The 24,324-nt window shown below is 41.7% G+C and carries 20 protein-coding genes, 4 pseudogenes, 1 riboswitch and 1 other annotated feature; of the genes and pseudogenes, 17 read left to right on the top strand and 7 right to left on the bottom strand.

The genetic code is table 11. From position 1 onward, the window contains the following. Positions 1-11 precede the first annotated feature (11 nt). Entirely contained in the window at positions 12-353 is a 342-nt protein-coding gene (locus PCORN_RS08850) for a thiol-disulfide oxidoreductase DCC family protein (RefSeq protein ID WP_036079475.1), read from the top strand. Between the two features lie 603 nt (positions 354-956). On the opposite strand, the gene PCORN_RS20800 is transcribed toward PCORN_RS08850, so the two are convergent. From PCORN_RS20800 to PCORN_RS08835, 3 genes are read right to left on the bottom strand one after another with little or no spacing between them, the layout of a single operon-like run. Further along, positions 957-1,085, bottom strand: a complete 129-nt coding sequence (locus tag PCORN_RS20800) for a hypothetical protein (RefSeq protein ID WP_277620177.1) — start codon at positions 1,083-1,085, stop codon at positions 957-959. 15 nt (positions 1,086-1,100) lie between these two features. Further along, positions 1,101-1,337, bottom strand: coding sequence for a hypothetical protein (locus PCORN_RS08840; protein WP_036079471.1), 237 nt, complete (start codon positions 1,335-1,337; stop codon positions 1,101-1,103). A 32-nt stretch (positions 1,338-1,369) separates the two neighbouring features. Continuing rightward, on the bottom strand, positions 1,370-2,236 hold the full coding sequence (locus PCORN_RS08835) for an alpha/beta fold hydrolase (RefSeq protein WP_036079469.1): 867 nt from the start codon (positions 2,234-2,236) through the stop codon (positions 1,370-1,372). 128 nt (positions 2,237-2,364) lie between these two features. Between PCORN_RS08835 and PCORN_RS08830 the strand changes: the two genes are divergently transcribed. From PCORN_RS08830 to PCORN_RS08805, 7 genes and pseudogenes are all read left to right on the top strand, one after another. Then, the gene (locus tag PCORN_RS08830; protein ID WP_036079467.1) at positions 2,365-2,640 is read left to right on the top strand and encodes a DUF1433 domain-containing protein; all 276 of its coding nucleotides are present in this window, start codon (positions 2,365-2,367) and stop codon (positions 2,638-2,640) included. Between the two features lie 178 nt (positions 2,641-2,818). Further along, on the top strand, positions 2,819-3,013 hold the full coding sequence (locus PCORN_RS18370) for a DUF1433 domain-containing protein (protein ID WP_077913837.1): 195 nt from the start codon (positions 2,819-2,821) through the stop codon (positions 3,011-3,013). Positions 3,014-3,198: 185 nt separating this feature from the next. Next, positions 3,199-3,303: riboswitch (SAM riboswitch) on the top strand. 191 nt (positions 3,304-3,494) lie between these two features. Next, positions 3,495-4,708, top strand: a pseudogene (gene metK, locus PCORN_RS08825) (methionine adenosyltransferase). A gap of 158 nt (positions 4,709-4,866) precedes the next feature. Beyond that, positions 4,867-5,643: a carbonic anhydrase gene (locus tag PCORN_RS08820; RefSeq protein ID WP_036079465.1), complete on the top strand. Its 777-nt coding sequence runs from the start codon at positions 4,867-4,869 to the stop codon at positions 5,641-5,643. Between the two features lie 196 nt (positions 5,644-5,839). Further along, positions 5,840-7,706: pseudogene (asnB, locus tag PCORN_RS08815) on the top strand (asparagine synthase (glutamine-hydrolyzing)). A gap of 815 nt (positions 7,707-8,521) precedes the next feature. Continuing rightward, positions 8,522-9,784, top strand: a complete 1,263-nt coding sequence (locus tag PCORN_RS08810) for a glycosyltransferase family 2 protein (protein WP_036079463.1) — start codon at positions 8,522-8,524, stop codon at positions 9,782-9,784. A gap of 84 nt (positions 9,785-9,868) precedes the next feature. Beyond that, positions 9,869-11,164 carry a nucleotide sugar dehydrogenase gene (locus PCORN_RS08805; protein WP_051999339.1) on the top strand — a complete coding sequence of 432 codons (1,296 nt, stop codon included), beginning with the start codon at positions 9,869-9,871 and terminating at the stop codon, positions 11,162-11,164. Between the two features lie 81 nt (positions 11,165-11,245). Here the strand turns inward: PCORN_RS08805 and PCORN_RS20250 are convergent, their stop codons facing one another. The 4 genes and pseudogenes from PCORN_RS20250 to mnmL form a co-directional block, all read right to left on the bottom strand. Next, a complete protein-coding gene (locus tag PCORN_RS20250) occupies positions 11,246-11,557 on the bottom strand; it encodes a phospho-sugar glycosidase domain-containing protein (protein ID WP_241433144.1) in 312 nt (103 codons plus the stop codon). A gap of 123 nt (positions 11,558-11,680) precedes the next feature. Next, a pseudogene (locus tag PCORN_RS20245) lies at positions 11,681-12,306 on the bottom strand (MupG family TIM beta-alpha barrel fold protein); the annotation flags it as partial. Between the two features lie 82 nt (positions 12,307-12,388). Next, positions 12,389-12,979, bottom strand: coding sequence for a tRNA 5-(aminomethyl)-2-thiouridylate-methyltransferase MnmM (gene mnmM, locus PCORN_RS08795; RefSeq protein WP_036079461.1), 591 nt, complete (start codon positions 12,977-12,979; stop codon positions 12,389-12,391). Continuing rightward, positions 12,976-13,945 (bottom strand): annotated as a pseudogene (gene mnmL / locus PCORN_RS08790) (tRNA modification radical SAM protein MnmL/YtqA). Before mnmL ends, mnmM begins: the two are co-directional and overlap by 4 nt. Positions 13,946-14,101: 156 nt before the next feature. Between mnmL and PCORN_RS08785 the strand changes: the two are divergent. The 9 genes from PCORN_RS08785 to PCORN_RS08750 all read left to right on the top strand — a co-directional run bounded on the left by PCORN_RS08785 (position 14,102) and on the right by PCORN_RS08750 (position 24,264). Further along, positions 14,102-15,487, top strand: coding sequence for an amino acid permease (locus PCORN_RS08785; RefSeq protein ID WP_036079459.1), 1,386 nt, complete (start codon positions 14,102-14,104; stop codon positions 15,485-15,487). An 88-nt stretch (positions 15,488-15,575) separates the two neighbouring features. Then, positions 15,576-16,208, top strand: a complete 633-nt coding sequence (locus PCORN_RS08780) for a hypothetical protein (RefSeq protein ID WP_149024296.1) — start codon at positions 15,576-15,578, stop codon at positions 16,206-16,208. A gap of 43 nt (positions 16,209-16,251) precedes the next feature. Continuing rightward, positions 16,252-16,463 (top strand) — a binding site (T-box leader). Between the two features lie 59 nt (positions 16,464-16,522). Next, positions 16,523-18,937 (top strand): leucine--tRNA ligase, encoded by a 2,415-nt coding sequence (leuS, locus tag PCORN_RS08775; RefSeq protein WP_036079455.1) that lies wholly within the window; start codon positions 16,523-16,525, stop codon positions 18,935-18,937. Between the two features lie 144 nt (positions 18,938-19,081). Next, positions 19,082-19,729: a response regulator transcription factor gene (locus tag PCORN_RS08770; protein WP_036079453.1), complete on the top strand. Its 648-nt coding sequence runs from the start codon at positions 19,082-19,084 to the stop codon at positions 19,727-19,729. Further along, positions 19,722-21,095: a sensor histidine kinase gene (locus PCORN_RS08765; protein WP_036079451.1), complete on the top strand. Its 1,374-nt coding sequence runs from the start codon at positions 19,722-19,724 to the stop codon at positions 21,093-21,095. The genes PCORN_RS08770 and PCORN_RS08765 overlap by 8 nt, the downstream gene beginning before the upstream one ends. Positions 21,096-21,112: 17 nt before the next feature. Then, entirely contained in the window at positions 21,113-21,247 is a 135-nt protein-coding gene (locus PCORN_RS20795) for a hypothetical protein (protein ID WP_277620176.1), read from the top strand. A 4-nt stretch (positions 21,248-21,251) separates the two neighbouring features. Continuing rightward, a complete protein-coding gene (locus PCORN_RS08760) occupies positions 21,252-21,761 on the top strand; it encodes a transglycosylase SLT domain-containing protein (RefSeq protein ID WP_036079449.1) in 510 nt (169 codons plus the stop codon). Positions 21,762-21,897: 136 nt separating this feature from the next. Continuing rightward, complete coding sequence (gene murQ, locus PCORN_RS08755; protein ID WP_036079447.1) at positions 21,898-22,785, top strand: N-acetylmuramic acid 6-phosphate etherase; 888 nt, start codon at positions 21,898-21,900, stop codon at positions 22,783-22,785. A 15-nt stretch (positions 22,786-22,800) separates the two neighbouring features. Next, positions 22,801-24,264, top strand: coding sequence for a PTS transporter subunit EIIC (locus PCORN_RS08750; protein WP_036079446.1), 1,464 nt, complete (start codon positions 22,801-22,803; stop codon positions 24,262-24,264). Positions 24,265-24,324: the final 60 nt, after the last annotated feature.

Raw genomic sequence — 24,324 nt, 5'->3', positions numbered from 1 at the left:
GATGATGAAGGATGAAGGATATTGTTTTATATGATCAGAATTGCCGATTTTGCAAAGCTACGAAACGAGTATTTGAAAGGTTGGACTGGATGCACGTCATCGATTGGAGGCCACTTCAAGAAGCAGATGATATGGGGTTTTCACAAGAAGCATTAATGCACGAAATTCATCTCATTACCCCAGATGGAAGCGCCAAGAAAGGCTTTTTCGCGATTCGTCGGATGTTGTTGCGTTTTCCACTAACAGGACTCATTGGCTTAATTATGTATCTGCCATTTCTCAAGCCAGCTGGACGTTTTGGGTACAGTGTCGTTGCGGATAACCGTACATGTGATATTCGAAAAAAGAAGTAGGAGTAGATATGAAAAATTTTTATGCGTGACAATAAGAATGAAAGCTAACGTTTACTTTATCGTAGCACGCCTCAGTACAAGTGGATTGGGACAACCTGAAAATGGCTGCCTCAAGATTAATTATCTAGGCAAGACTGGTTATTACTCAGCTTCGGTTGCAAACTATTTTGACACTGTAAATCCTAATACAACATATATTTTCCAATATATAGAGCTGACCCTATAAATAGGGCGGAAAACCTTCGTTCGCACGTAAAAAAGGCGAGACAATCAATGTAGTAGGGAAAGTTAACGGCTGATTGAAATGCACACTAGGGATGCAATACGGCTATTTACTTGGTGTGGAAAGGTATCCTAAGAAAAAATAACATGAACAAAACCCCCAGTCGGTTGATTGGGGGTTACATAATTAAAACCTGCCTTTAGCGGGCGTTACGATGCTTTTTATGAAGGTTTCAGCGATATCTCTATGCGTGCTTACTTTTTTTATAAATATCAAGCGCGTCCTTTACGGCGGCTTTCCCACTCTTTCCTTCGAATCCCTGCCAGACAGTTGTGTGCGCTTCTATCGCCTTGCTTTCGACTTCTTCAAGTTCTTTTATTTTATTTTTTTTGATGTGCAATACTTTCAATTTCATGACTGATTTTTTGGAATAAATCTCTTTGACAACGCAATAAGCTATCGCCTCGTTCTGATACTAAGCCCCCAGCATCAAACGCTTGATTTGACATTGTACAACATCCCCTTTAATTAATATAAGATACACGACTAAGCAGATGGTCTGTTTCGTTCATTTGTGATAAAGCATGTTCTAAGGCGCTTGCGAAATCGTTCGCTTCATCGATAGCTTTTTTAAATTCTTTTTGAAAATCGTTTGAAGTGGTGCGGTCGAAAAATGTTCCTTTCCCTTGTGTGGTATAGACGAATAGTTGTTCGACTTCTCCTTGTGTGATACCGCGATATTCAGTACCAACTTTCGCCATGAATTCGTGTTTTATTCTGCGCTCTGCATCTTCTAGGTCGTTCGCAATTTTTTGTTTGTGCTTTTCAATTTTTCTTCATACATGGATGCTACTTGTTTATACTGCCCAATAGCTTTCTTTATTAGGTGAGGCGTTATTTTTATAGGCTCTGTATCGATGGAACCGCCGTTATTAAATACGAAACTTTTAATATCGTGAGCACCTAAGAATCCTAATGCGCCCATCAATCTATTGTCAATGACGACTTGGCGCCCGCCATATGGCGCTTTTTCATTCATCCTGCCGATGATGTCATGCTTGTTCGTGATATTTTGCATACGATCTTTAAAAAAGCCGTCACGGATTTGCTTTTGAATATCAGGAGACATCATACTGTATACGTTTGGAGCTGAGAAGGTCATCGCTGACTTTACAGTGTCAGGGTTTTTATAAGCAACATAAGATGAGATAGCGCCACCTAAGCTATGACCTGTAACATGAACCACTAATTTTTTTCCCTGCTTTGCATATTGTTCTTTTAGTAGTTTGACTTGTTTATCAGCTTGATCGAACTGACTGTTTTTCAGGGCGCCTTGAACGCTACCAGTATGTATATTCACATCAGTGGCTAAATCTGCAAATTTATCTGACTGCGTGCCTCGATAAGCTATAGTTAATTCTACGGTGTCGCTATTCTTATTTGTTTTAAAGTCTTTCACATCTTCAACAACAATGCTTTGCAAGCCGCTGCTATTTCTTCCGTTTTTCCCGTCATTGTTAACAAAGTCTTTCACTTCCCATTTAGCGACTTTCGAGTTCGAAGGGTCGTAAATCAATCTTTCTTTATGGAGAACTTCATCCGAGTATGCAGCTTGATCCAACCAGTTATATTCTTTATGCGTATATTTTTCTTTGGTCATTTCTTCCTCCTATGTTATACTAATTTTAAAATAATTATAACAGCGGGGGTTACTTATGGCAAGAAAATCCAAAAACATATTAATAGGTGTGGTAATTATTATTTTGGTTATTGTGGGGGGAATTTTTTTTGCAAAAACACGAAGAGAAAAAACAAGATCAAGCTATCGTGGATGAATATAAACCGATAGTAGAAGATTTTGTGAAGGCTAATTTTGAGGGTGTTAATAGCGTTGAATTCAAAGGTTGGAAAAATAATCCTATGGATACGATTTACCTGAGCGGGTACGTGAATGGTAAAGAGTCGTATTTATTTGATGCACCATTACATAAAGATAAAGATGGAAATTATGATTCTGGGGGAATGGTTGTCTCTAAAGAATTAAATTCATTGAATATTAATTGAATGCAATAAAAAGCATCAGGGCAGACATGGCGAGGTGTGTAAATGATACGAATAATAGTGGTTGTAGTATTAGTGATTGCCACATTAACTGGGGGAATAGCGTTGATGAAATATCACGAAAAGGTGAAGACAGAGGAAACAACCGAGATTTACAAACCCTTAGTAGTAAAAGAAATAAATGACCACTACAATGTTGAAAAAAATAGACTTTACTGATTATGTAGTTACGCCTATGGGGACTATCATTTTACATGGCTACGTGAACGGCGACAAAGATATTTCTTTTAGCGCCCCACTAAACAAGAAGGAAGACGGCACATATAATAGCAACGGCTTTAGAGTGTCATCAGAATTAAATGAGTTAGCGAAATAAATCCTTGCTAAATATCTAATTTAATTCTATAATGGTATTTAGTCGATAAGTTGTATGGATTATCTGCCCACCGATTGCCACTAACTTTTGAAAAAGAGAGAAAAGCAATGACAAGCAAATAATTGAGAATATCGATATATCAGCATTTTGAAACAAAGTGAAAAACAGTAGAAAACTAAATTAAACTCTTATCCAGAGCGGTAGAGGGACTGGCCCTTTGAAACCCGGCAACCTACATGTATTGTAAGGTGCTAACCTGTGGCAGGAAGTGATTTCCTGATCGATGAGAGCGAAGGTATTGTAAATAATAGCCTTCTCTCTATTCCGCGCGCAATTGGCAAATAGGGAGAAGGTTTTTTTGTTGGCATGATGCTAAAACATGTCACATGAAAGCGTGAACGAGACTACAAGGAAACAGACGATAAGTTCGCATTTTTGCAAAACCACTTCGCGATGGAGAAGAAAAAGGAGGAAACAAAGAATGGCAAGAAACCGTCATTTATTTACGTCAGAATCTGTTTCTGATGGACATCCAGACAAGATTGCAGATCAGATTTCAGATGCGATTTTGGATGCAATTTTAACGAAAGATGCCGATGCTCGCGTAGCTTGTGAAACGACAGTAACGACAGGATTGGTACTCGTAGCGGGAGAAATAACAACATCTACTTACGTGGATATTCCAAAAATCGTGCGCGATACGATTAAAGAAATTGGTTACACACGTGCAAAATATGGTTTTGATGCAGAAACGTGCGCTGTTTTGACAGCTATTGATGAGCAGTCACCAGATATCGCGCAAGGTGTGGATGTCGCTTTAGAATCCCGCGATGGTTCCGCTGAAGACGCGGCAATCGATGCAATTGGTGCAGGAGATCAAGGTTGATGTTCGGTTTTGCAACAGATGAAACGGAGGAATTGATGCCACTTCCAATCTCATTGGCACATGCATTATCCCGTAAAATCGCGGAACTACGCAAAAATAATGTGTTAACCTATCTACGTCCAGATGCGAAAACACAAGTGACCGTGGAATATGATGATAATAATCAACCAATTCGCGTGGATACGATTGTCATTTCGACACAACATCATCCAGACATTTCACAAGAACAAATCGCAACAGACTTGCACAAGCTAGTGATAGAAGAAGTGATTGATGCAAGGCTCCTTGATGAGGAAACCAAATACTTCATCAATCCAACAGGCCGCTTCGTTATCGGTGGACCTCAAGGGGATGCTGGTTTAACAGGTCGCAAAATTATCGTAGACACATATGGTGGTTACGCACGTCATGGCGGCGGAGCTTTTTCTGGTAAGGATCCGACAAAAGTGGATCGTTCAGGCGCTTATGCCGCACGTTACGTTGCAAAAAATATCGTCGCAGCCGGCCTTGCTAAAAAGGTAGAAGTACAACTAGCCTATGCCATTGGTGTAGCACATCCCGTATCCATCTCGATTGACACATACGGAACGAGTAACTACAGTGAGCAAGACTTAATCAATGCGGTCAATAAATTTTTCGACCTACGTCCAGCTGGAATTATCAAGATGCTTGATCTACGTCGTCCTATTTACCGTCAAACCGCGGCATTTGGTCATTTTGGAAGATTGGATTTAGACTTGCCATGGGAAAAAGTGGACAAAGCGCCACAGATGAAAGAATTTTTATTAGAAACTGCAAACATAAATTAATATTTTAAAACCTAGCTTTGGAGCCATTCAAGCTAGGTTTTTTACATTTTTACTAGTTTTTTTGCAAAAAGACCATGATTTCGTCACAAAAAATACACACACAAATGAATCATTATGTAATATAATAATTAAGTTACTTAACGAAAGGAGTTTTCAATATGAAAACAAAATTATTAGCAGCTTCAGCAATCGCGGCATCACTTATCCTTGTGGCAGGTTGTGGCAATAGCGATACAAGCGACACGAAGAAAGAGGAAACAACAGCAAAAACAGAAACAACAGCAAAACATGAGGATCATTTAGACTACCATGATCAAAAATCGTGGCAATTTGAAGCAGGCGATACGCAGTCCCCAATCAACATTGAAACAGCAAAAACAGAGCCGATGAAGGACACAGGGACTATTGAATTAAACTACAATCAAAAAGTGACCGATGAAGTTGACAACGGCCATAGTATCCAAGTGGATGACGGTGGACAAGCGACTATCAACGGACGCAAATTTGAATTAAATCAATTCCATTTTCACGCAGAAAGTGAGCACACAGTGGATGGTAAACATTATCCAATCGAAGCCCACTTTGTAAATGAAAATCAAGATAGCCGTCTAGCAGTTATCGGCGTTTTCTTCACAGAAGGTAAAGCAAATCCAGCTTTCCAAAGCATTTTAAACAATGTTAAAAAAGGCGAAAAAACAGCAGTTAGCGAGCCAATTGACGTAGCAGCTTTACTACCAACTAATAAATCGTACTATCACTATCTAGGTTCTTTAACAACACCACCACTGTCTGAAAACGTGGAATGGTATGTTATGTCCACCCCAGTAGAAGTTTCAAAAGAACAAATTGAAGAATTCAACAAATACTATGATGGAAACAATCGTAAAGTTCAACCACTACATGACCGTCCAGTATTGAAGCATACAGATAATTAATTTTGTACTTGCTTAGGCATGATGCTATACAGGTGCATGTATAAATCAAATAGAGATTCAGGAAGTTCATGTTTACGTGATTTTTCTGGGTCTTTTTTTTTGCGGGATGCTGTTCAAACAAAGCCTATTTATGATATGATAGACGTTGTTGAAAAAATGGACATAAATAGTTTAAAAATAGAGGAGAAATGTGACGATGTGTGGATTTATTGGATGCGTACATGACCGCATTGCTGAAATTACTGGCGAAGAGAAGGAAACGTTTAAGCAAATGAACGACATGATTACACACCGTGGCCCGGATGATGAGGGTTATTTTACGGATGAGCATGTTCAGTTTGGTTTCCGTCGCCTCAGTATTATTGATGTGGAGAACGGTCATCAGCCGCTAACGTATGAGAATGAACGTTATTGGATAATTTTTAATGGTGAAATTTATAATTATGTAGAACTGCGTGAGAACTTGGTGAACGAAGGTATGACGTTTGAGACGAGCAGTGATACAGAGGTTATTATTGCTACATATGCCAAATATAAGGAAAAAACGGCGGAACAATTGCGCGGTATGTTTGGCTTTGTTATTTGGGATAAGCAAGAGGAGAAAATTTACGGTGCCCGCGATCCATTCGGTATCAAGCCATTTTTCTATGCAGAAGAAGATGGAAAACTTTACATGGGTTCCGAGAAAAAATCAATCTTGCATGCGCTGAAATCGACAAAACTGGATGAAGTATCTTTGCAAAATTATATGACATTCCAGTTTGTTCCAGAACCGGATTCTTTAACGCAAGGTATCAAGCGCTTAGAGCCGGGTCATTATTTCACGAAGAAAATCGGCGAATCGATGCAAATTAGTCAATACTGGAAGGCGAAGTTCCAACCAGTTGCGAAATCAGAAGATACGTTTATTAAAGAAATTCGCGACGTAATGTATGATTCTGTAAAAATGCATATGCGCAGTGACGTGCCAGTCGGTTCGTTCTTGTCGGGTGGGATTGATTCCTCGATTATTGCTGCGATTGCAAAAGAATACCATCCCGCGATTAAAACGTTCTCTGTTGGTTTTGAACGTGATGGCTTCAGTGAGGTTGACGTAGCGAAGGAAACGGCTGAGAAATTAGGCGTGGAGAACATTAGTTATATTATTACACCGCAAGAATACATGGATGAATTACCGAAAATTGTTTGGCATATGGATGATCCGTTGGCAGATCCGGCTGCGATTCCGCTTTATTTCCTATCCCGTGAAGCGCGTAAACATGTGACGGTTGCTTTATCAGGAGAAGGCGCGGATGAACTTTTCGGTGGGTATAATATTTATAATGAACCGAATTCGCTGTCGATGTTTAACAAAATGCCAGCTGTTTTGAAATCAATGCTTCGCGGTGTCGCAAATGTTATGCCTGAGGGAATGCGTGGTAAAAGTTTCCTGGAACGTGGAACAACGCCGATGGAAGAACGTTATATTGGTAACGCAAAGATGTTTACAGAAGCCGAGAAAAAAAATCTTGTTACCGAAATATCAAGCTGGCCACGATTACACAAAAATTACCGATCCGTTGTACGCGGAAACAGTGGGATACAACCCTGTGGAGCGGATGCAATATATTGATATCCATACGTGGATGCGCGGCGACATCTTGCTAAAAGCCGATCGAATGACGATGGCGAACTCGCTAGAAGTACGTGTACCGTTCTTGGATAAAGAAGTCTTCCGTGTCGCAAAAGACATCCCAGCGTCGCTTAAAACAACGAATGGTACAACGAAATACGTGTTGCGTAAAGCAGCAGAAGCATTCGTACCAGAACACGTTTTAAATCGTCGTAAGCTTGGATTCCCAGTACCGATTCGTCATTGGTTAAAAGATGAGATGAATCAGTGGGTCAAAGATATCATCCGCGATTCACCAACAGATCACCTCATTAATAAAAAATATGTCTTGCAATTACTAGACGATCATTGTGCTGGAAAACACGACTATAGCCGCAAAATTTGGACGGTTGTTATTTTCATGATTTGGTATGATGTGTATGTAGAAAATAAGTATGATTTTGGAAAATAATAAGATGAATGTAGAAGCATCGAGCCGTTTGGGCGAGGTGCTTTTTGCAATTTTGATGCGAATTTGAGCGGAATTCCAAAAAAAAACCATACGATGTAAGGGCTAACATCCAATGTTCAAGAGGTTTTTGTGAACGTATGGTGAATCTTTTTATGAAAGCTTGAATATGTGGAACCTTGCATGTATACTTAAGCTAAGATAGTAAATATTTGATATAAAAATATTGATGGAATGCTTGTAGATAATAGATATTGCATTTTTAATTGCTGAAGTGATCATTTTAGGTGCATATCTTCAGATGAAAATTATTATTCGGTAAAAAGGAGTGATGTTAAATCTATGCTAATGTACGTATAGGAAAAGCTTGATAGTAAAAACGAAGCATATTCATGCGAATTGCAAAATAGTAACATAACTATGTGCCATAGCGTTAACTGTTCTATTTTAATTTAACAAGATACATCAATATATAAATTATTGCGAATATACTAATTTTTACAAATGGGGGAAAGTAAAGTATTCTAAAAAAGAGATGGTAAATTGCATAGTTTATGGGGAAATCTATACAAAAAATACTAGGATATGTACAAAGTGTGAAACATTTCTGAGCCTATTGAATCTACTTGGATGGATATGTATAATAAGTATAGTGCAACAGTATATTTGTGTGCGGGAATATAATTTAATATGAGTACTAAATTTAGGCTATAAGTATTATATATCGTTAAATATTTTCTGAATAGTTAGTCTAAATTATTTTTTTGTGTAAAAAAGAGTATTGCGATTTTTCGCAACTAAATGAGGGAGTTGGCAGAATGTTTGAAGAGGGACGGAAGAAGTCATCTTTTATTATCTCGCTATTTGGTTTTGTACTTTGTGTAGCGATGCTAGAGATGATTGGTTTTTGGAGAACGGGGAATATTTCGACGTCATTTAGTATTTATGGATGGGGTATGGTTATTTACCTTATTATTAAAATGACGTTATCTATGTTCTACAAACCGAAGAAAAATGAACCACCAAATTTGAAAGTAACGGTTGTTATTCCAGCTTATAATGAGTCGAGTGATGCAATTCTACGGTTGATGGAGACGATTCAGAAACAAACCTATCCAATACATGAAATCTTTTTTGTGGATGACGGTAGTAAATCGAAAGAGGCAGTGATTGCTTTGCGGAAATACGTAGCAGAAGCTGATTTGCCAAATACGAAGAATATCATTATTCACGAGATGGAGAAGAATCAAGGAAAACGGCATGCACAGGCCTACGCTTTTGAACACTCTACAGGGGACATATTTTTTACAATGGATTCTGATGGAGAGATTTTTCCAGACACACTTTATGAATTAATGAGGCCATTTGCTGATGAAAAAGTGATGGCAGCGACAGGCCATATTAATGCTCGTAATCGTGATACTAATTTGCTAACACGACTTTTGGATATGCGTTATGATAATGCTTTTCGTGTGGAGCGTGCCTCACAGTCAGTGACTGGACACATTCTTGTTTGCTCAGGTCCGATTAGTTGCTATCGACGCGAGGTTGTGATGGATAATCTACAGCGATATTTGAACCAGACAGTTCTTGGCGTCCCTGCATCTGTTGGAGACGATCGTTGTCTAACAAACTATGCGATTGAGAAAGGCACTACGATTTATCAATCAACGGCAGAGTGTATCACGGATGTTCCGGATACGATGCGTGTCTTTTTAAAACAGCAAACACGATGGAGTAAATCGTTTTTTAGGGAGACATTTATATCGATGCGTATGATTTTCTCACATCCAATTGTATTTTTATGGTCTTTCGTTGAGATTGTGCTATGGATTATTTTCCTAGCCGCTGTTGGTTATAATATTATTTGGCATTTCTGGGATTTGACATGGGTCGATTGGGTATTTTACTTAATTCTGGCTTGTCTATCTGCTTATGCAAGGAATGTGCATTATATGTTTAAATATCCACTCTGTTATTTAATGGCACCGATTTATGGACTTATCCATTTTTTTACTATTCATATTGTTCGTTTAACTGCGTTGGCAACGTTACGTGTCGATAAATGGGGAACACGTTAAGGTATATAAAAAGGAGTGATGGGATGAATAATTTTGAGAAAATAAAAAATAGTTTGAATAAAAAAAGAAGCGGTTATAGCGGTTATGGGACTAGGTTATGTTGGTTTACCACTAGCTATTTCCTTTGCCGAAGCGGGTTTTCAGGTGATTGGTTTTGATCCGAGCGAGCCGAAAGTAACGCTTGTTAATCAAGGTAAATCTGATATTATGGATATCACATCGGAACGTTTATCAAAATTGATTGGAAAGGAACGATTTGTTGCTACTACAGATTCTGAAAGTTTAGCAAAAGCAGATGCCATCATTATTTGTGTACCGACACCGCTTACCAAATCGTATGAGCCAGATATTTCGTACATTGTGAGTGCTGTGGATATGATTCGCGCGAACATGACGCCTAATACGGTTGTGGTGTTGGAAAGCACGACATATCCAGGTACTTCTAAGGAATTACTTTATGCGCCGATTGAGAGAGATGGTTGGAAGCTAGACGAGGATTTCTATGTATGTTATTCACCAGAGCGAGTGGACCCCGGCAATAAAACATACCAAACAGAAAATACACCGAAAGTATTAGGCGGTATGACACCTATTTCGATGCAAGTTGGGACGGCTTTATACGAACAGGTTATTAATCATGTGGTACCGGTAGCATCGACAGAAGTTGCAGAGATGAGTAAGCTTCTTGAAAATACGTTCCGCAGTATCAATATAGCTTTTATTAATGAAATGTCATTATTGTGCGAAAAGTTAGATATTGATATTTGGGAGACAATTGAAGCATCTAGCACAAAACCATTTGGATTTATGCGATTTAATCCGGGCCCAGGAATTGGTGGACACTGTATTCCACTAGATCCAATTTACTTGTCTTGGAAAGCGAAAGAAGTTAATTTTTTCAGTCGTTTTATTGAGTTGGCCCAGGAAACAAACCATCAAATGCCGGAGCATGTTGTTCACAAGGCGATGAAGACTTTGAACAGTAAACAAAAAGCATTAAGTGGTTCGCGTGTTTTATTGCTAGGTATGGCGTATAAGGAGAATATTAATGATCTGCGTGAATCGCCAAGTATTTCGGTTTATGAAAATCTTGTAAAAGCCGGGGCTAGCGTGGATTTTTGCGATCCTTTAGCAACGAAGTACAGGAATTATGACGGTGTGATCAAGGAGACGATTCCACTCGATTACAGTAGTTTTGCGTCTTATGACCTTGTTATCATGTTGACGTGCCACGACCTTTTTGATAAGGAACAGATACTTGCGAACAGTGCTTTAATTTTAGATACGAAAAATGTGATGTCTCCATTTGGTTCGAGTAAAGTTGCTCGTTTCGGTGGTGGGCCAGCCATAGAAGTTGAAAAAACTTTAACCGCGCAGTAAATGTTGACGCTGTAAAGGTTTATAAAGCTAAGAAGATTCTGCTCTTGTTAAAGTGAGCGGAATCTTCTTTGGTTATATCGGCTAGTGATGTTGTCTTAATTGGAGCGCCTGTCCAGGTTTTACGAAGGGGAGTAGGCCAATGGATTCTGGCGTGACGTGACCGATGTTATTTGTTTTTGGTTCAACGGGTAAGTCGCGGAGGGCTATCGTGATTTCGCCTTGATAACGTCCAAATAGGTTGTTGTCGATGAGAATGCTACCTATTGGACGTGTGTTTGATAATGTGGGTGAGATGTCGAGTTTTGCTAAAGCTGGTCGGGATTTTTCTAAGCGAATGAGATCGCGTGCTGGGTCCATGCGGTTATTATCTGGGTTTAGTAGATATTTTTTGATGTGTGGGTCAAGGCTTGGAGCTAGTTTACAGTTAAGTAAAAGCGTGCCATCTTTGGCGAGGGCGGCGAATTGCTCGGTAGTTTGCGTTTGTAGTGATGGATCACCAATGTAGATGTTGTCAACGCCGAGTGTTTCTAGTTCAAGTGCTGCAGCGAACGGGTGGCTGTAACGGTGTTTTTCGAGTGTAGGTAAGCCTTCGAACAAGGGCTGGCGTTTTTCACTGTCGCCGGGCACGAAAGCTGCAATTTTTAAGCCATGATGGTGTAGAAATGCATTTGTTTGCTTGAAAAAGGGAATATCGAGACCTGTGTGCGGTTTTGGATAGTAGTTATGGAAGGCCTCAACTTGCGAGATATCGACGCCGGCTTGTATAAGTGCGTCTAAAAATGTGCTGTCAATCGTGCTGGCGTTGAGGTAGATTTTGATTTTCTCGGCGAGTTTTGTGATTTCAGCTGTGGTGAGGCCGTAATCGACGCGTAGACCAGTGACGCCTAGTTCGGTAGTTGGTCGGCATTGTCAATCTTGAGGCCGATGTGCGCCAGTGATTCAGAAGAAATATCGAGAATTAATTGCATGTCATGCGCGTTTGCTGCAGCGCCTAGTCGTGTGAGCAGGTAGCGATAGTTTGCAGGATTTTCTTCCGGAATATGTAAGGAACTGAAAATGAGCGAAAAGCCGTTTTTGGATGCTTGCTGGATTGTTGTTTCAAAATCATGGTCGCTGGATAAATAAATCGAGATACCGAACATGTGAACCACCCTACTTTCTTGATATTTTAAGTTAAGTATACAGTTAGTGAAATTTCATTTCAAACAAAAACCAGTTCCCACCTTATTTCGCGGAAACTGGTTTTATTTGTCGTTTTTCGATGGCAATCACAAAAGGTGGGTTATTGCGTTGATTGATGAAGCGGTATTCTAAGACGTGAAACTGTTCTTGGGAAAGCGCTTCGGCATAATGTAGCACGGCTGATTTCTCAGTTTGGCCTTCGGGATGTCCATGGTAAATGACTAGAATCACGATGCCGCCGACGGTAAGTAGAGATAGGGCGGCATCAATGGCTTTTAAAGTAGAGCCGGCGAGTGTCGTGATTGTTTTGTCGCCGCCCGGAAGATAGCCGAGATTGAAAATAGCTGCTTTGATTTCGGTTTGTTGTGGCAGGAGCTCCGCCATATTTGCGTGACTTTCGCGTAGAAGTGTAACTTGGTCGGCAACATGTTTCTCGGTGAGCAGTTGTGTCGTGGTATCGATGGCTTCTTGCTGGATATCAAAGCCAAATACGTGACCATTTACGCCAACTAAATCCGCTAAAAAAGCTGTATCGTGGCCGTTTCCAATCGTGGCATCGATGACGGTATCACCAGGCAAAATAATACGAGTCAGCAGGTCGTGACTGAATGGTAAAATGCTTTTTAAGTTCATGCTTCATTACCAGCCTTTGCTATTTTGTGAAATTTTCCTTGCCAACTATCGCGCCTGACGAGTTCAGCGTCAATCGAATTCAATACTTCCCATTTATTCAAGCTCCAAATCGGGCCAATTAAGTCTTCGATAGCACCGTCTCCTGTAATGCGATGAATGACCATCTCCGGAGGCAGAATTTCGAGCTGGTCGCAAACAAGGCTGACATAATCGTCTTTCGTTAAAAAATTTCAGCTCACCATTTTTGTATTGCTGAACCATTGGTGTGCCTTTTAGCAAGTGTAATAAGTGGATTTTGATGCCTGCAACGCCGCTTTTCACGACTTTTTGCACGGTTTCCATCATCATTTCTGGTGTTTCGCGGGGCAGGCCGTTGATAATGTGCGTACAAACGCGAATGCCGCGAGCGTGTAATTTTTCAACGCCTTCCACGTAGCAATCGTAATCGTGCGCTCGGTTGATCAGCACGCCAGTCTCGTTGTGCGCACTTTGGAGCCCAAGTTCCACCCAGAGGTAGATTCGCTCGTTTAACTCGGCTAAGTAGTCTACAACGTCATCAGGAAGGCAATCAGGGCGCGTAGCAATTGAAAGTCCCACGACGCCTGACTCGGTCAGCACGGATTCGTATTTTTCGCGCAGTTCGGCAACAGGGGCGTGCGTATTCGTGAACGCTTGGAAATAGGCCATATATTTGCCGTCCTTCCATTTCGTGTGCATCCGGTCCTTAATCGCATGGAACTGGGTTTGCAAATCATCCACCCGATCCCCAGCGAAATCACCAGACCCCGCCGCACTGCAAAAAGTACAACCACCGTGCGCCACTGTACCATCGCGGTTTGGACAATCAAAGCCCCCATCAAGCGCTACTTTAAAAACCTTGTAGCCAAAATGGTCACGCAAGCAGTAATTCCACGTGTGGTATCGTTTATTATCGTTCGTATATGGAAATGGGTTCATTTTTGTCAAACTCCTTCAAACTTGAAATAATCATCCCTGCTATTTTATCATATTTTTCAGGGTTGCGGAGGAGTTATCATTATGCTATGATATAAAAATACTTTAACTTGGTAATGTGCTAAATTGACTTGGGGGCAGAGAAAATGAACAAAACAAACAAAAAAAATGGGCTATCTCGTATTAACATCTTTAGTAGTAGGGAACATGATTGGATCAGGAATCTTCATGTTACCACGGCAAATGGCGGCCGTAGCAAGCCCGCTTGGGATTATGCTAGCGTGGATTTTAACTGGAACCGGCGTTTTAATGATCGCGCTCGTATTCGGAAATTTGGCTGTGCGACGACCAGACTTAACAAGTGGTGCGCAAAGCCATGCGTTCGAATTATTTGGCAATCCAAAACTAAAACGGCTCGCAGGATTTATTGCTGTTTGGAGTTACTGGGTCGCTAACTGGGCAGGAAATGTGTCCATCATCACCTCATTTGCAGGATACTTATCCGTCTTTTTCCCAGTACTTAATAGTAAAAAGGTCGTGTTCACGATGGGTTCCTATCAACTAGGGCTAGGCCAATTGCTGACATTTATCATTTGCTCGCTGCTTTTATGGGGTGTTTGCCTAATCATCATTCAAGGTGTAAACGGGGCTGGGCGGATTAATTTCATCGCCACGGCTGCAAAAATCGTCGGCTTCTTTCTATTTATCGTTGTCGGTTTATTCGCTTTCCAATCCTCCGTGATGGGCGAGTGGTACCATCCGGTTGTAGACACGAGTGGGCTAGAACAAGGCTTGTTATCCCAAGTCAACAGCGCGGCAATCGTGACGCTTTGGGCATTTATCGGAATCGAGTCGGCCATGATGTTTGCAGGACGCGCTAAGTCCGGTAAAACCGTTCGTGCTGCAACCATTTCAGGCCTTATCATTTCGGTTTGTCTCTACACAACAATTACCATTCTTGCACTTGGACTCATCCCTAAATCCAAACTATTACATTCCGCGAGTCCGTTAGCCGATGCGCTAAACGTTGTCACGGGGAGCGGTGGTTCGGCAGTCATGGCTTTACTCGCACTAGTCTGCTTATTTGGCTCCGCAATCGGTTGGATTATGATGAGTTCCGAAGCGCCGTACCAAGCCGCAAAAAATGGACTTTTCCTCCCGTTTCTGGCTAAAACGAATAAAAATGGTACGCCAGTCCTTGTCCTCATTTTGACATGTTGCGCGTCCCAATTATTTATTCTTTCCACACTTTCTGGCAATATCGCAACAGCTTACGATTTCGTGGTCAAAGTTTCGACACTCGCGTTTCTCGTCCAATATTTTATCTCGCCGTTATTCCAGCTAAAATTGACGCTAACCGGCGCAACATACGAGACAAATTCACTTGGAAAACGTTGGTTCGACGGCTTCATCGCGGCGCTTGCACTAACATACGCCTGTTGGATTATCAAAAGTGGAACAGAGGATTGGCGCGTGTTCGCTCTTAGTCTAGGTCTATTCTTCCTAGGATTCCTATTATATCCACTGATGAAATACAAGCCATTGGCAAAATAGGTGTATGACAATCGTTGCTTTATCCGCGTATTTATGCTATTTTTAAGACATCTTTAGGTTACTTTGGAAAAACGAAAGAAGTGGGGAAATGATAATAGTGTATCTTGTGCTGGCGATTATTTGTTTGATGGTCATCACAGCTTTTTATGGGAAAATAAACATTCGAAAACATTGGATTGGCTTTGCAGCACTTGTTTTGTTGATTGCAATGATGGCGATTTTTTTCAGGCAAACGTTTTTCGTAACGGGCAGTCCGTATCATGAAATTCATAAACAGGTTGCCTCAACGGATCTTTCTTCGGAGTCGGTGAATGGGGTTAAAATCGATCAGGTGCTAGCCGCCGAGACGCAGAAAAAAGATTTTAAATCGAAGGAAGTCACGGATAAAAGTCTCCAAAAAGAGATAAAAGTCCTCATTCCAAAGAAAAAAGAGAAGGCAACATACTGGGTATCTATCGAAGACGCCGATAAAAATAGGGTGATACATATCGAATATGGTAGCGATAAATTAACGACAAGTCGTGGTATCCAATTCGGTGATTCTGTCGATAAAGTGACGAGTACGTATGGCTCAGCTTATCGTAATTTAACGAAATCCGATCGTTATGAACAGGAACTGGTGTATGAAGATAGGGATAATAATATTGAATTACGCTTTGGTTTTTGGGATGACAAAGTCGAGATGATTTGGTTGACGGCGCTTGATAAAGCTCCAATTTAGAGGGTTGTCAAAGTGCGCCTTATAAGCTACAATAGAGCTATTGATGAAGCAAAAGAAGAGGAGCAGTAGTACAGGTTCTTGGCGTTTAGAGAGGTGACGGTTGGTGCGAGTCACACGCGAAGATGTATGAACTTGCCTCGGCACGCATAGATGTGGTGAAAACCGCCGTCCTTTTTCCGCGTTAAGGAATTCTTGAGTTGAGTGGAGACACTAATTTGGGTGGTACCGCGGGGGTTTTTTACTCTCGTCCCATGGCATTTTTTTGCTGTGGGATTTTTTTTTTTGCAGCAAGTATAGAAAGGGAGTTATGGATTATGACATTTAATCACAAAGAGATGGAGCCGAAATGGCAGAAGAAATGGGAAAACGAGAAGATTTTCAAAACGACGGAGGACGCGGATAAGTCGAACTTTTATGCACTCGATATGTTTCCTTATCCATCAGGCTCAGGCCTCCATGTTGGACATCCGGAAGGGTACACGGCGACCGATATTATTTCGCGAATGAAGCGGATGCAAGGGTTTAACGTGCTTCACCCGATTGGTTGGGATGCATTTGGTCTACCAGCGGAGCAGTACGCGATTGACACAGGGAATGATCCTGCTGAGTTTACAGCGCATAATATTGAGAATTTCACGCGCCAAATCAAGTCGCTAGGTTTTTCTTATGATTGGGACCGCGAAATCAACACGACTGACCCGAGTTACTATAAATGGACGCAATGGATTTTTACGAAACTATACGAAAAAGGGCTGGCATATGAGGCGGAAGTTGCGGTTAACTGGTGTCCGGCGCTTGGTACGGTGCTTGCGAATGAAGAAGTCATCGATGGCAAAAGTGAACGCGGCGGACATCCTGTTTTCCGTAAACCGATGCGTCAATGGATGCTAAAAATTACGGCGTACGCGGATCGTTTGCTGGACGATTTGGATTTGGTAGATTGGCCGGATAACATTAAAGATATGCAGCGCAACTGGATTGGGCGTTCAGAAGGTGCGGAAGTCGCGTTTCAAGTGAAAGATAGCGATGCGAACTTCACCGTATTTACAACGCGCCCGGATACGCTTTTTGGAGCAACGTATGCAGTTCTTGCACCAGAGCACGATTTGGTGGATAAGATTGTCACGGCGGATCAAAAAGAAGCGGTGACAGCGTATCAGAAGCAAGTCGAGCTTAAAAGCGAGTTGGAGCGTACAGATCTTGCGAAAGATAAGACGGGCGTTTTCACAGGGGCTTACGCGATTAATCCGGTGAATGGCGAAGAAATGCCAATTTGGATCGCCGATTATGTTTTGATTCAGTATGGAACTGGTGCGATTATGGCGGTTCCAGCACATGATGAGCGTGATTACGCTTTTGCGAAACAATTCCATTTGCCGATTAAAGCCGTTCTTGCTGGCGGGAATGTGGAAGAAGAAGCTTATACCGGCGATGGCGACCACATTAATTCCGAATTTCTCAATGGTCTAAACAAAGACGATGCGATTACTAAAATCATTGATTGGCTAGAAGAAAATAAGGCAGGCACACGCAAAATCAGTTTCCGTCTGCGTGACTGGTTGTTCAGTCGCCAGCGTTATTGGGGCGAGCCGATCCCTGTCATTCATTGGGAAGATGGCGAAACAACAACGATTCCAGAAAAAGAATTGCCACTGCTTCTTCCAAAAGCAACCGAAATCAAACCATCTGGAACCGGCGAATCACCACTTGCGAACTTGACCGACTGGGTAAATGTCGTGGATGACAATGGCCGTAAAGGGGTTCGCGAAACGAATACGATGCCGCAATGGGCAGGCTCTAGCTGGTACTTCTTGCGCTATATCGATCCAGAAAACAAAGAAGTTTTGGCGGATAAAGAAAAGCTTGAAAAATGGCTTCCAGTCGATGTCTATATCGGTGGCGCAGAGCACGCCGTTCTGCATTTGCTATATGCGCGATTCTGGCACAAATTCCTGTACGATATCGGTGTAGTACCAACGAAAGAACCATTCCAAAAACTGTTTAACCAAGGCATGATTTTGGGCGATAATAACGAGAAGATGAGTAAGTCTCGTGGCAATGTTGTTAATCCAGACGACGTAGTTGAGCAATATGGCGCGGATACACTACGCCTTTACGAAATGTTCATGGGACCACTTGAAGCATCGATTCCTTGGAACGCAAATGGCCTAGAAGGAGCGCGCAAATTCCTAGACCGCGTTTGGCGCTTGTTCATCGAGGAAGAAACAGGAAAAATCAACGCGAAAATCACGACAGAGGCCAATCTGGACCTTGAGAAATCTTACCACCAAATGGTGAAAATGGTTTCTGAACACTACGAAAATCTGCGTTTCAATACAGGCATTTCGCAGTTGATGATTTTTATAAATGATGCATATAAAGCAACGACGGTTCCGAAAAAATACGCGGAAGGTTTTGTTCAACTCCTTTCACCAATCGCGCCGCACTTGGCAGAAGAGCTATGGAACCGTCTTGGTCATACGGAAACGATAACGTATGAGTCATGGCCAACGTTTGACGCTTCGAAATTGGTAGAAGACGAAGTAGAAATAGTGCTACAAGTAAACGGAAAAGTGAGAGCTAAGGTCACAGTAGCAAAAGATTTGAGCCGAGATGAGCTAGAACAAATCGCTCGCACTAATGACAAAATTACCGAAGAAATAACGGGTAAAACAGTTCGTAAAGTCATCGCTGTACCTGGGAAATTGGTAAACATTGTAGCTAATTAAACCTAATAAGCGGTCCACCCAACTAGATTCATGGTTAGGTGGACTTTTTCGTTTCTAAAGAATTTTTAAAGGTTTGCCTTTTGTCAAGTTCGCGTCATAAATCTATGGTATGATGGAAAAAATGAACCATTAGGATGATGAATAATGAATGTATTAATTGCAGATGACCAAAAAGATATGTTGAAAATTTTATGTGCTTATTTTGAAAAAGAAGGCTTTACTGTTTTTCAAGCGGAAAACGGGGAGGAAGCTTTAGAAATATTTTATCGTGAGAAGTTGGATTTGGCCGTGTTGGATTGGATGATGCCAGGCGTGAATGGTGTGGAGGTTTGCAAGGAAATGAAGGCGTCGGGCTCTGTGAAAGTGATGATGTTGACGGCGAAAAGTGAGGGCGAGGACGAATGTTACGCGCTGGAAGCTGGGGCGGATGACTACGTCAAGAAGCCGTTTTTTCCGAAGGCATTGCTAGTGCGCGCGAAGAATTTGACAGGCTTTCAGAACTGTTTTGAAGTGGCGGATATTACGATTGATACATATGCCAAGAAATTATTTAAAAATGGTATTGATATTAATGCCACGAAGACGGAATATGAATTAATGCGCGTTTTATATCAAAATAAAGGTGCGATTTTGAATCGGAATCAGCTGCTAGATATTGTTTGGGGCATTGATTATGAAGGGGAAGAACGCACAGTGGACACGCATATTAGGCGGCTTCGCGAAAAAGTGGGTGACGGATTGATTAAGACGCATCGCGGGATGGGCTATAGTATCGGGGTCGGCAATGAGTAAACTCGGCCGGAAACTGACATGGCGCATTTCGGCAGTCGTTATCGGTGTTTTTGCGCTATCGATGCTTGTAAATCAATTTTTCTTACCAAAGTACTACCATTTCGAGATGAATCAAAAAGTGACGCAGGCAATGAAAGAGGTCGACAAGTGGGGTAAGGAGCAGATTGAAAATGATCTGGGAATACTGGAATCAAAGTATGACGTGACGATTGTAGCTGAAAAAATGAGCAACGATGTGGACGATTTGAATGAAATGCTACGGCTGGATTTGGCGCAAAAACGCATTGCCCTGAACCGTTTTTGGGTGACTGGCGAAACGTTAGATGATCTCAAAAAAGGCGCGATTATTACGAAATTATACGACCAAGGCAAGCAGAAATCGAGTTTTTTAGTTAGCTTAAACGAGAAGGATGGCTTGCTTATCGTGGCTGGAATTTCGATTGCCAACTATGATGAAACAGCTAAAATCATTAATGAATTTAACTTGATGTTGATGCTGTTCGGTTCTATCTTAGTCGTTGCGCTTACTGGCTTTTTATCTCGAAAAATCACGAAACCGCTGGAAGAACTGAAAATTGTTGCCGACCAGATTTCGAAGTTGGAATTTGAGAAGGTAAGCATTGAAACGCGGGATGAATTGCAAGATTTAGCGACGAGTATTAACGTGATGAGTGATGATTTGAAGAAGGCGCACTATGCCTTGCTTCGCCGAAATAAAGAATTGAAGCATTTTACGGCGGATTTAACACATGAATTGAAGACGCCGCTCGCGCTGATTAAAGCCTACACCATGGGGATCCAGGACGGTTTGGACGATGGGACATACATGGCGACTATCGTGAAGCAGACCAATCAAATATCGGCGATCATCGAAGAATTATTGCGTTTTTCGAAAATGGAAGTAGACCCGCTACACTTAGAAAAAATCCAAGTTCGGATGCTTTTTGAGGAATTGCTCGCAAACTATCAAGAAACGACGGGCCTAGATATTCGGACAAAATCAGAAATTAGCCCAGAAATCGCTATTTTAGCGGACAAGGCAAAACTCGAGATGGTGTTTAATAATGTCATCACCAATGCAGTGAAGTATGCAACGACGAATCAAATGAAAATCGAGTGGGCGGAGCGGGACAATAAAGTCTATTTTGCGATTAAAAATGAAACAACGATCCGTGATCCGAAGACATTGGAACATATCTGGATGCCATTTTATGTGCGAGAAGCTTCCCGCAATAAGAATTTTTCGGGGACTGGGCTCGGGCTTGCGATTGTGCAAACCGTGATGGAGCAACATGAATTTGAGTATGGCGCGCAACTGGAAGATGGCTGGATAACGTTCTATCTTATTTTTGATCAAGCCAAGTGAGAGAGGGGAAAGCAAGCATGAAAATAAAAAATATTGTCATGAGTATCGTGTTTGTCTTCATCCTCGCGATCTTGCTGATTTTGCAAATTTGGCAACCGCATGAGGCGATGCCGACACAAGAGTTTACGAAAATACAAACAATGAGAGGTTAAGGCTATGAAAAGAGAGACATTTATTTTTATATTAGGCGTATTAGCGGCAGGCGCACTTGTGTTTCACTTCTATGATCAGCACCAACAGCGCGTGGCAATGATGGACATGATTAAAGAAACGGCGAAAGACCACGATATACCAGCTTGGATTCCTCTCTCGATTGCGGAAACAGAAAGTGGATTTGACCCAAAAACGATTGGTGATGCAGGAACTTCTTATGGCTTATTTCAGTTACATCGTGGCGGGTTAGCACCAGAAGAAATGACCGAAGATGAGCTATTGAAACCCGAAGAGAACATCGAAATCGCGATTACGAACATGACGAGAGCTTACGACCGCGCACAGGTGAAAGGGTTGGAAGGTATTCAGATGTTGACCTATATCGCTAATACATCTGGCTGGCCAACCCAACGTGGAACCGATTGGACGGATCAAAATACGAATTACAATAAAAAACTAGCGAAAAATTTCAAGAAGCATATTAAGGTGAAAGAATTAGCAGTATCGGAATAGGATAGGAAGTGGCTTGACGAAACAGTTGAGCTGCTTTTATTTTGTTCGATAATGAAACTTTATTTCATTATTTTAAAATATTTATTGAAATATAATTCCGTTTGCGTTACAATAAACGTATGAAAGAGGTGTTTTTATGTTAGAGAATTTATCCACGGAAAAGCGAAATGAAAAAACGACATCTTTAGATACGCTAACGGTAAAAGAAGCATTGCAGATTATGAATGAAGAAGATGCAAAAGTACCGGTTGTTATTGCCACGAATCTTGTTTCAATTGAAACCGTTATCAAAGGCGTGATAGAGAGTTTTAAAAAAGGTGGACGTCTGATTTATCTTGGCGCAGGAACGAGTGGGCGTCTTGGTGTTCTGGATGCGGCGGAATGTGTGCCGACGTTTGGTGTGCCAGCGACGATGGTTGTTGGACTAATCGCGGGCGGCGAGAAAGCATTTTTACAAGCGGTGGAAGGTGCAGAAGACTTGGCTGTTTTGGGTAAAGAAGATTTACAAGGGATTGCTTTGACAGCGGATGATTATGTATTGGGCATCGCGGCGAGTGGCCGTACGCCATACGTGATTGGTGCGCTTGATTATGCGAAAGAAGTTGGCGCGAAAACTGGTGCCTTGTCTTGTAACACGAACGCAGCGATTTCAAAACACGCGGATACAGCGATCGAAGTGGATTGCGGACCTGAAATTTTGACAGGATCGACGCGCTTGAAAGCTGGAACAGCACAAAAATTAGTTTTAAATATGATTTCAACGGTTTCGATGATTGGAATCGGAAAAGTATACAAGAACTTGATGGTCGACGTGATGCCGACGAATGAAAAATTGGTAGAACGCTCAAAACGTATCATCATGGAAGCGACAGAATGTGACTACGAAACAGCGGAAAAGCATTTTGAATTAGCAGGACAGCACGTGAAACCAGCAATCGTCATGATTTTAACGAATACAGACCTTGCGACAGCCACGGAAAAATTAGCAGCAGCGGATGGTTTTATCAGACGCACATTAGATTAAAGGGAGGTAAGCAATATGAGTAAAGAACACGATTTAGGCCAAAAGATTTTTGAAGAAGTCGGCGGTATCGGAAATGTTTCTAAAATCGCACATTGTATGACACGCGTACGTTTAGGGATTAAGGATACTGATAAAGTGAATGTGGAAGGGCTGAAAAAAGCACCTGGCGTACTTGGAGTTGTAGAAGATGACACGCTACAAATCATTGTTGGACCTGGATTCGTCAATAAAGTAGCAGGCGCGATGTGTGACATGGCAGGCGTGAAACTTGGCGAAACATTGCCAGATAATCTAGATGAGAATTTGACACAAAGCTCGGCTAAAACTGGGAAAGAGTTAGTCGAGGAGAAGGCTGCGGCAACAAAAGCTGCATTGAAAAAGAAACAAAACAACACATCTGGATTTAAGCGTCTATTGAAATCGATCGCGAATATTTTTGTTCCGCTAATTCCAGGTTTCGTTGGTGCCGGTTTAATTGCAGGTATCGCGGCCATTCTTTTCAATAATATTCAAGCTGGTAATCTCGATGCCGGAACTTGGACGCAATATGTCACGGTGTTAAACGTTATTAAAAATGGTATTTTCGCGTTTCTTGTTATCTATGTAGGAATCAATACGGCGCAAGAATTTGGGGGCACGCCAGTACTTGGTGGAGCTGTCGGTGGTGTGACGTTACTCATGGGTGTGACACCAGAGTTTCCAATTAAGAATATTTTTGATGGCAGTGATATGGTCGCCGGACAAGGTGGTATTATCGGGGTGCTTCTAGCGGTTTACCTACTTTGCGTACTGGAGAAGTTTTTACGTAAATGGATTCCGAATTCGCTCGACATCATTTTGACGCCGATGTTAGCGTTACTCATCATTGGTTTGTTCACGATTTTCATCATCATGCCATTCGCGGGCGTTATTTCAACGAGCTTAGTCGGAAGCATCAACTGGATTATCGCAAAAGGTGGACTATTCGCCGGATTTGTTCTGGGGACGCTATTCTTGCCAATGGTTATGCTTGGACTTCATCAAGTACTGACGCCGATTCACGTTGAAATGATTGCGCAAGACGGCTATACCATTTTGCTTCCAATGCTTGCGATGGCAGGTGGCGGACAAGTTGGTGCATCCATCGCGATTTGGATGCGTTGTCGTAAAAACAAACCTTTAGTTACTATGATTAAAGGAGGTTTGCCAGTCGGAATTCTCGGTATTGGCGAACCATTAATCTACGGAGTTACGGTCCCACTTGGTCGTCCGTTTATTACGGCGTGTCTCGGTGGTGGTATCGGTGGAGCTATTATTGGCTTCTTCGGTAATGTTGGAGCCATCGCAATTGGCCCATCAGGCGTAGCGCTCATCCCGCTTATCGCTAATAACACATGGTTTGAATATGTTATCGGCCTACTAGCAGCCTATCTTGGTGGTTTCATCCTCACGTATCTATGGGGTGTTCCAAAAGATGCGATGGAAGTGGTTGAAGAGTAAAACAGAGAAGTGAGGCGAATGTGTCTCACTTTTTTTTGTTGTATTGTCTAGTCGCATGTT

This window comes from Listeria cornellensis FSL F6-0969, assembly GCF_000525855.1.
GTDB classification, from domain to species: Bacteria; Bacillota; Bacilli; order Lactobacillales; family Listeriaceae; genus Listeria_A; species Listeria_A cornellensis.
Note: the sequence above shows the minus strand (reverse complement) of the source record. Positions and strands in the feature narration are given on the sequence as shown.